Raw genomic sequence first — 1,423 nt, forward strand, 5'->3', positions numbered from 1 at the left:
GGAGCCGGGTGCCGACCACCGGGCGACCGATCGGCGGTGTTCGTTCGGGGACGAGTGGGTCGCTCAGGGTGGCCGCGATGGTGATCTCGGTGGGACCGTAGGCGTTGACCATGCGCCGCCCGGGGGACCAGCGTCGGACGAGTTCCTCCGTGCAGGCCTCCGCTCCGACCACCAGGGTGCGAAGGTCGGGGAACTCCCCTTCGGGAACCGATGCGAGCAGGGACGGCGGGATGATCGTCAGCCCGATTCGTTCACGCAGCAGGACCTCCGCCAGGTCATCGCCCACGAGCGGTCCCGGCTCCGGGAGCACGAGAGGGGCACCGGCGCCCAGGGCCATGAGGACCTCCATCACCGAGGCGTCGAAACTGGGTGAGGCCAGTTGCAGGACCCGGGTGTCCTCCGTGGTGGCGAAGCGCTCGGTCATGGAGTCGGCCAGCTCCGCGGCGCCTCGGTGCGTCACCATGGTGCCCTTGGGCGTGCCCGTGGAACCCGACGTGTAGATGAGGTAGGCGAGGTCGTCCAGACCCGGTGGTACGGGATCACCGCCGCACGCGTCGTTCTCGACGTCCCAGAGGTCGGCCACCGGAACCTGTTCCAGGTCCTCGGGCAGGGATTCGACGGGATCCGCACCGACGAGGACGAGGCTCGCTCCGGAGTCCCGCGCGATGAAGTGCCGTCGGGCCTGCGGGTAGTTCGGGTCGATCGGAAGGTAGGTCGCCCCGGCACGCATGATCCCGAGGAAGGCCGCGACGAGTTCGGGCCCGCGTTGGAGGTGCACTCCTACGACGTCCCCGGTACCGACGCCCCGATCCACCAACCGCCGGGCGATGACGCTCACGCGCTCGTCGAGTTCCGTCCAGGTCCATTCCCGGTCGGTCGTGACCAGGGCGGTCGCGTCCCGTCGCTGTGCCACCCTCGCCGAGAAGAGGTCGGGGATCGTCCAGAGCCGCTGTGGAGTACCGCCGTCCCCCCAGGCCTCGACACGATCCCGCTCTCGGCCGTCGAGAAGGTCGAGCTCGGCCAGGCGGCGGTCGGGTGCGGCGACGATGCCGTCCACCAGGTGGGAGAGGTGCTTCAACAGCCGCTGCACCGTGCCCACGTCGAACAGCGCGGGGTCGTAGCGCAAGCGCAGGTCGATGGCGGGACCGTCGTAGGCGATCAGGGTCAGCGCGTAGTTGGTGGCCTCCCTCGCGGTCATGCTCTCCACCGTGACGCCGTGTCGGCGGGCGGCTTCCTCGTCCACGGGGTAGTTCTCGAACACGACGATGCTGTCGAAGAGCGGAGTGTCCCCAGGGAGTCCGCTCTGGGACTGGACACGGTTGAGGGGCAGGTGTTCGTACCGGCGGGACTCCACGAGTTCGTTCTGGAGGTCACGGAGCCAGTCGACGACCAGGGCGCCGGGGTCCGGGGCGGTACGGACCGG

Annotated in this window: 1 protein-coding gene; it reads right to left on the reverse strand. The window is 69.6% G+C overall.

Features of this window, described 5'->3' with window-relative positions; translation table 11 throughout:
* The coding region (locus NLI01S_RS24765) for an AMP-binding protein (protein ID WP_157091139.1) at window positions 1–1,423 on the reverse strand (1,423 nt) is incomplete at both ends.

Source organism: Nocardiopsis listeri NBRC 13360, assembly GCF_001570765.1.
Classification (GTDB): domain Bacteria; phylum Actinomycetota; class Actinomycetes; order Streptosporangiales; family Streptosporangiaceae; genus Nocardiopsis; species Nocardiopsis listeri.